The sequence below is a fragment of the Salipiger marinus genome (genome assembly GCF_035481585.1).
Classification (GTDB): domain Bacteria; phylum Pseudomonadota; class Alphaproteobacteria; order Rhodobacterales; family Rhodobacteraceae; genus Salipiger; species Salipiger marinus.
In genome coordinates, this window is sequence record NZ_JAYKSL010000036.1 from 24,965 (window position 1) to 31,299 (window position 6,335).

General features: G+C 62.0%; 9 protein-coding genes. 3 read left to right on the forward strand and 6 right to left on the reverse strand.

What is annotated here, in order from left to right; translation table 11 throughout:
- Position 1 precedes the first annotated feature (1 nt).
- The 6 genes from ccoO to VK682_RS25660 are packed head-to-tail and all read right to left on the reverse strand — an operon-like array spanning position 2 to position 4,488.
- A complete protein-coding gene (ccoO, locus tag VK682_RS25635; RefSeq protein WP_324782849.1) occupies positions 2-778 on the reverse strand; it encodes a cytochrome-c oxidase, cbb3-type subunit II in 777 nt (258 codons plus the stop codon).
- Between the two features lie 4 nt (positions 779-782).
- Positions 783-2,435, reverse strand: coding sequence for a cytochrome-c oxidase, cbb3-type subunit I (ccoN, locus tag VK682_RS25640; protein ID WP_324782850.1), 1,653 nt, complete (start codon positions 2,433-2,435; stop codon positions 783-785).
- The gene (gene ccoS, locus VK682_RS25645; protein ID WP_324782851.1) at positions 2,432-2,617 is read right to left on the reverse strand and encodes a cbb3-type cytochrome oxidase assembly protein CcoS; all 186 of its coding nucleotides are present in this window, start codon (positions 2,615-2,617) and stop codon (positions 2,432-2,434) included. The genes ccoN and ccoS overlap by 4 nt, the downstream gene beginning before the upstream one ends.
- On the reverse strand, positions 2,614-3,654 hold the full coding sequence (locus VK682_RS25650; RefSeq protein WP_324782852.1) for an NAD(P)H-dependent flavin oxidoreductase: 1,041 nt from the start codon (positions 3,652-3,654) through the stop codon (positions 2,614-2,616). The genes ccoS and VK682_RS25650 overlap by 4 nt, the downstream gene beginning before the upstream one ends.
- Positions 3,651-4,028: a DUF488 domain-containing protein gene (locus tag VK682_RS25655; protein WP_324782853.1), complete on the reverse strand. Its 378-nt coding sequence runs from the start codon at positions 4,026-4,028 to the stop codon at positions 3,651-3,653. Before VK682_RS25655 ends, VK682_RS25650 begins: the two co-directional genes overlap by 4 nt.
- 7 nt (positions 4,029-4,035) lie before the next feature.
- A complete protein-coding gene (locus VK682_RS25660) occupies positions 4,036-4,488 on the reverse strand; it encodes a group III truncated hemoglobin (RefSeq protein WP_324782854.1) in 453 nt (150 codons plus the stop codon).
- Positions 4,489-4,639: 151 nt separating this feature from the next.
- On the opposite strand from VK682_RS25660, the gene VK682_RS25665 reads away from it, so the two are divergent.
- From VK682_RS25665 to VK682_RS25675, 3 genes are all read left to right on the forward strand, one after another.
- Positions 4,640-4,918 (forward strand): DUF6522 family protein, encoded by a 279-nt coding sequence (locus tag VK682_RS25665; protein ID WP_206896067.1) that lies wholly within the window; start codon positions 4,640-4,642, stop codon positions 4,916-4,918.
- A 182-nt stretch (positions 4,919-5,100) separates the two neighbouring features.
- Entirely contained in the window at positions 5,101-5,547 is a 447-nt protein-coding gene (locus VK682_RS25670) for a hypothetical protein (protein WP_324782855.1), read from the forward strand.
- A gap of 382 nt (positions 5,548-5,929) precedes the next feature.
- The coding region (locus VK682_RS25675) for a hypothetical protein (protein WP_324782856.1) at positions 5,930-6,335 on the forward strand (406 nt) is incomplete at its 3' end.

The following is a 6,335-nucleotide window of genomic DNA, read 5'->3' on the forward strand; positions in this document are numbered from 1 at the left end:
GTCACTCCTCCCCGAGTGGCTGATTTGCGAAGGCGGCGTCGGTGAGCCCACCGAGGATCTGGAGGTAGGCCACCAGCGCATCCATTTCCGTGACGCGGTCCCGCTGTCCATCGAAGTGGCGGATGTTGGTCGCTTCGCCATAGCGCGCAGTCGCGCCGTCGGCCGCGTCGGTGTCGGGCCGCGCCTGGCCGCGCGCGTCGGCATCAGCATTGGCGATCTGTTCATCGCTGTAGGGCACGCCCACCGCCCGCAGGGCCGCAAGGCGATCCGGCAGGCTGGCGGTTTCGAGCGTCTCGTCCAGCAGGAAAGCATATTGCGGCATGACCGATTCCGGCACCACGGCGCGCGGATCGACCAGGTGGCGCACGTGCCAGTCATCGGAATACTTGTTGCCCAAGCGGGCAAGGTCCGGCCCGGTCCGCTTGGACCCCCAGAGCATCGGGTGATCATATTGCGATTCCACCGCCAGCGAATAGGGACCGTAGCGATCCACCTCGTCCTGCAGGGTCCGGATCATCTGGGAGTGGCAGGCATAGCAGCCCTCGCGAATATAGATGTCGCGCCCGGCTTGTTCCAGCGGCGTGTAGAGCCGCATGTCCGGTGCAGCCTCGACGGTTTCGTCGATGGTGAAGAGCGGCGCGATCTCGACGAACCCACCCACACCGGCAGCGACGATGATGCCGAGGGTCAGCGCCATCGAGTGCCGCTCGGTGCGGTAGTGGGTCCGGGCGTGGAACTCGAACAGGCGGGCGAAGGGGGAGAGGATCTTGCGAAACATCGTGTCACTCCGCTGCCGGAACGGCAGGTTCTGCCGCTTCGGACGAGGTCGGGTAGTCGCGTTCCGGCTGTTTTTCGGGGGCGTGCCGGATCGTCATGTAGACGTTGTAGGCCGCCAGGATCGCCCCGGTCAGGAACAGGGCCCCGCCGCAGGCCCGTGCGACGTAATAGGGATGCATGGCCACCAGCGTGTCCGTGAAGGAATAGGCCAGTGTGCCACTGTCGGTGTAGGTGCGCCACATCAGCCCTTGGATGATGCCGCTGTTCCACATCGCGAAGACGTAGATCACCGTGCCCGCCAACGCGAGCCAGAAGTGCCATTCCACCAGCTTCCACGAGTACATCGTCTCGCGCTTCCACAGCAGCGGAACGACAGAGTAGATCGAGCCGAAGGTGATCAGCGCCACCCAGCCCATCGCGCCCGCATGGACGTGGCCCACGGTCCAGTCGGTATAATGCGACAGCGAATTGACCGCGCGCACCGCCATGAACGAGCCCTCGAAGGTCGACAGCCCATAGAACACCGCAGCCACCATCATGAAGCGCAGCGTGGCATCGTCGCGGACCTTGTGCCAGGCGCCGTTCAGCGTCATCAGCGCGTTGCCGGCGCTGGCCCAGGAGGGCACCAGCAGCATGACCGAAAAGGTCATGCCCAGCGTCTGCACCCATTGCGGCAGGGCGGTGTAATGCAAATGATGCGAGCCGGCCCAGATGTAGAAGAAGACGATGCCCCAGAACGACAGGATCGACAGGCGGTAGGAATAGATCGGCCGCTCCGCCCGCTTGGGCAGGAAGTAATAGAGCATGCCGAGGAACCCGGCGGTCAGGAAGAAGGCGACCGCGTTATGGCCATACCACCATTGCGTCATCGCGTCCTGGACTCCCGCGAATGCCGAGTAGCTCTTTGCTCCTGTCAGGCTGGCGGGCACGGCGAGGTTGTTGACGATATGAAGGATCGCCACGACCAGGATGAAGGCGAGGTAATACCAATTGGCGACGTAGATATGCGGCTCGTTCCGGCGGACAAGCGTACGGATGTAGAGCACGAAGTAGACCACCCAGACGATCACCAACCAGATGTCGGCATACCACTCCGGCTCGGCGTATTCTTTGGACTGGGTGACACCCATCAGGTAGCCTGACGCGGCGATAATACAGAAGAGGTTGAAGCCCAGCAGCACGAACCACGGTGAGACATGCCCGGCCAGCCGTGCCCGGCTGGTGCGTTGCATGACGTGGTAGGAGGTGGCGATGAGAGCATTGCCACCAAAACCGAAGATCACTCCTGATGTGTGAACGGGGCGGATACGACCGAAGCTCGACCACGCCGCGTCGAAGCGCAGGTCGGGCCAAGCAAGCTGCGCCGCGACCCAGACCCCCATGCCCATACCGACCACGGCCCAAAACAGTGCGATCACGAGCCCGGCCTTGGTCGGATCATCATAGTAGTTGTTCGTGCGATCCTCGGCCGGCTCGGGCTCGCCAATCGCACGCAGGACGCAGCAGGTCATGATAGCGGCTGCAATCAGCACGATTGCGCCGTGGCTACCCATCGGATCGCCCCGACCCGCTGCGGCCATCACCAGCCCGACAATCGCCATGAAGACACAAATCATCAATGCGATCTGGCGTTCGGCACCTGTCAACCGCTCCATCATTTGGCAACCTCCCGGTCGGTTCTATGTCTTGGTGGCAGCGGACGGTCCTCCGTCTGGAGGATCCGGCGGGCGTCGCCTGCCGGATCGCCAAATTGGTCGTGTCTCATCGCCCAGAAGAACGCGCCGAGTCCGACAGCGCCCATCGCCAGCGTCACGGGGATGAGAAGCAGTAGGATGGTCATGCTGCACCCTCGCCCGGGGCTTGTGCTCGCCCGGCGATGCCGCGAAGCGCCGCCGCCTCGGTACAAAGGTCGAGCAGCCGGCGCGCGGCTGGCACGATCTCGACGATTTCCCCCAAACCGGTACCGGCGTAATGCGGCATCTGCTCCAGCGCGCCCGTCGTCGTGCGCAGCGGTGAATCCGTGCTCTGGCGTAGGCGTGGAATGTCGTCGTCATGGGCGATGACCTCGCGGGGGATCGCGTCGGGATCGTGGCCCATCAGATCCGTGCCGAAGCCGTCGGTAACGCTGTTGCGCAGGACGCGCACGGCCGACCCCTTGGGCCAGTTCAACACGAAACCATCGGTCAAGACCGTGTCCTGCGGCCCTGCATCAACGATGCGCCGCTTGTGACAGTCATGGGCGAAGGATTCCTGCGTGGCGAGGAAGGCAGTGCCGCATTGCACGCCCTGCGCCCCCATCGCCAACGCCTCGGCCAGCGCCAGCCCGGTGCAGATGCCGCCCGAGGCGACAACCGGCAGGGCCGTGGTTTCCAGCACGGCCGGGAGCAGTTCGAATGTCGGGGTGCGCCCGTGCACGTGACCTCCCGCATCCTGCCCTTGTGCGATCAACACATCCACACCGGCGGCTTCGGCCTCCCGTGCCGCGCGCAGCGTGCCCACCTGGTGCAGCAGAAGACCGCCTGCGGTCTTCACCCGGGAAACGGCCTCGGGCACGACGTCCCAAAAGAACGAAAAGACCGCCACCTCCATCGCAAGGCAAGTTTCGATCTGCTGCTGCAGCAAGTCGGGCTCCGTGGCTGCCGGGATGAGGTTAACGGCGAAGGGGTGGTCCGACAGCCGGCGGTAGGCTTCGATTTCCGAGATGATGAGTGATGGCGCCTCGCGCACCATCCCCAGTGTCGGGAAACCGCCGGCATCGGCGACCGCGGCGGCCAGTTCGGAACGCGCGACGCCTCCCATACCGGCTAGGACGACGGGATAATCACATCCCAGAAGATCGCACAGGGGGGTGCGAAGGGACCCCAGATCGGCATTCATGTGGTATCCCCCGTGAGACGCTGTTCCAGATAGTCCCGCAGCACCACCGCATGATTGTGCTCCCGGTCCTTTGCGGCGAAGAGAAGAGTGACGGGACCGGCGCGGCACCATGCGAGGCAGCGGTCAACGGTGTCCGTGTTGCCAGCCAGTTCGTGCAGGTAGCGGTTGCGGAATTCGCCCCATTTGTCCGGGTCATGGTTGAACCATTTCCTGAGTTCGGTGGTCGGCGCGATGTCCTTGAGCCAGTCATCGTGTCCGAGATCGGCCTTCGAGATTCCTCGCGGCCAGATCCGATCCACCAGCAGCCTCGCACGGTCCGTGTCCGACGCCTTGTCGAAAGCTCGGGCGATGTCGATGTCGGATTGCTTGGCCATGCGAGGATCAAACAAGCTTTGGGATGCCGGTGCCTTTGGCATCCTCGATGGCGAAGTTCAGCGACCGGGCGATGCGTTCGGCCCGCTCGATGACATGGGCTGCGCCAGCGGGTGTGCAGATCTCCATCGCGGTCTCACGAAAGAGTGTGAGCCACCGCTCGAAATGGCTCCAGTCAATCGGCAAGCCGACGTGCTTGGGCACCGGGGCGCCATGATAACGGCCTGTCATCAGCGCAACGGAGGACCAGAAGGATGTCATCCGATCCAGATGAGGTGGCCAGTCATCGATGCGCGCCGCGAAGATCGGGCCGAGAACAGGATCCTTGCGGATCTTGCCATAGAAGGCATGGACCAGCTCGCGCAGCACCTCATCATCGAGCCCGGTCCTTGCCTCGAGAGCGGCTGTGATCGACGGTCGCGCGGAGAGGCTGCGCGATGAGGAGGTCTGGATAGATGACATCGGTGCGGCACCTTGTTCGCAGTTGTATTGACGGGGCATGCCCCTCAAGTGGTATTATAGATACCCATTGAAGTCGAGCGCAATCGGGTGAAGCCGCGCAGAGGCGGACTGGCGGAGATCGGCGCGGGATCAGGGAACGGGAGATGGTGCGATGAGCGAAGTATCCAAGACCGACAGTGGGTTCGTTGTAGAAGCAGCAGCCATCGCGCGAGCTTTCAAGATCACGCAAGATCAGGTCCGGGAGGAGATGAGGAACGGTCTCATCAGCAGCCGCTCCGAGAGCGGGTCGGGCGAAGACGAAGGACGTTGGCGCATAACCTTCTATCGCGCCGAACGCGCGTTCCGCCTGGTTGTCGACGAAGAGGGAGAGGTGCTGTCGCGGGGAAGCTTTCCCGTCACTCCGCGAGCGCGGTCAGTGCGCCGGGATTGACACCCCTCGGGCGGCAAGCAACGATCAATCTATGGTCAGGTATCAGATCAAGTTTCGGTTTCTTCTGCTGAACCGCCCTTAGCCCCGGGCGGTTCGTGGGCGTCTATGCGCAGCGATCTCCCGGGGACATCTCGAGAAAAGTACTGAGATTGTCGGAGGTAACTCCAGGGGGAAAAATGGTCATGCCTGACGTTACAGGATCAACGATACCGCGACACGGAAAGCCCGAAGCGGGTGGCGGGGATGACAAGTGCCGCCTGACGAAGGCCGATCGTCTGAGAATCGAGAGATTTCTGAGCTTCGCCGGAAACAGCAGCGTCGCCTACTCCCAGCTCATGCTGGATATTCTACACCAGAAACTGCGGGTGGCCGTTGCCATAGAGGGCGCGGCGCCGTCCGATATTGCCACATTTGGCTCCTATATTTCCTGCGTGGTGGACGAAAAAGATATCGAATGCGGGGTTCTCAGTTTCGGCCTTGCGACGCGTGCCGGAGAAATCCCGATTCACTCTCTTTTGGGGGCCACGCTCATCGGAATGTCGGCCGGGCAAAGCACTATTCTGCTGTCCGAAGACGGCACCACCCGGTCATTGGTGGTAACCCAAGTGGAAGTGCCTTTCGCCGTGTAGTGACGGGTTGCAACCAATGCCGGCACTGGAGCATCCGACCTGGGGACTATTGGCATCAACTGCTTGCTTGGAGGCGGTTCAGCCTCACTGGTCTTCATTTTCCGTCTCACGGAAAAGTATCAAAGGATCAGCCCGGCGGGTGGTGGCGGCATCTGCTGCTCCGAGGACCCGGCAAAGTTTGACTTGGCGTCGAAATCTTCATAGCGTAGCCTGATGGTTGTGTTCTCATGCATAATCAGAGGCCGATCGTTTCCGGGATCTCTGCTGAACCGCTCCCTGCCCCGGGCAGGGGGCCGCATGCGCTGACCTCCACGCTCGGGGATCTTCTTCACCAACAACTTTGGATTCTTGAGGCTTGCGTCGAGCAGGCCGAGGAGAAGATATGCGAACATCAAATGAAATGGCGACTCTCGCTGGAAGATCAGGCAACGAGGCTGCCGGGGTTGATAGCCGGGCGTTCGGAAGTGTGGAGAACATGCGGCCGATCCAATCGTTCCTCTCCAAGAGGGATTTCTGGTACCTGCAAAAGTTGCGGAGGGAATGCGCAGCTATCGAAGGCGGTGTCTTTCCTCTGCTCTCCCACCTGATCCGCGCAAAGCTTCAGGATGCACATATTCTGAATCCCACAGAAGAGGCAGGGAGCGTCGCCACACTGGGCTCACGTGTGACCTATTCTATCAGGGGGACGGCGCCACAATCTCGAACACTCTTTGACTATGGTTTTGCACATGATCAGGGAGGTATCCTGGACTTGCCCGGCTTTAGTGGAGAGCGTTTAGCTCACTTCC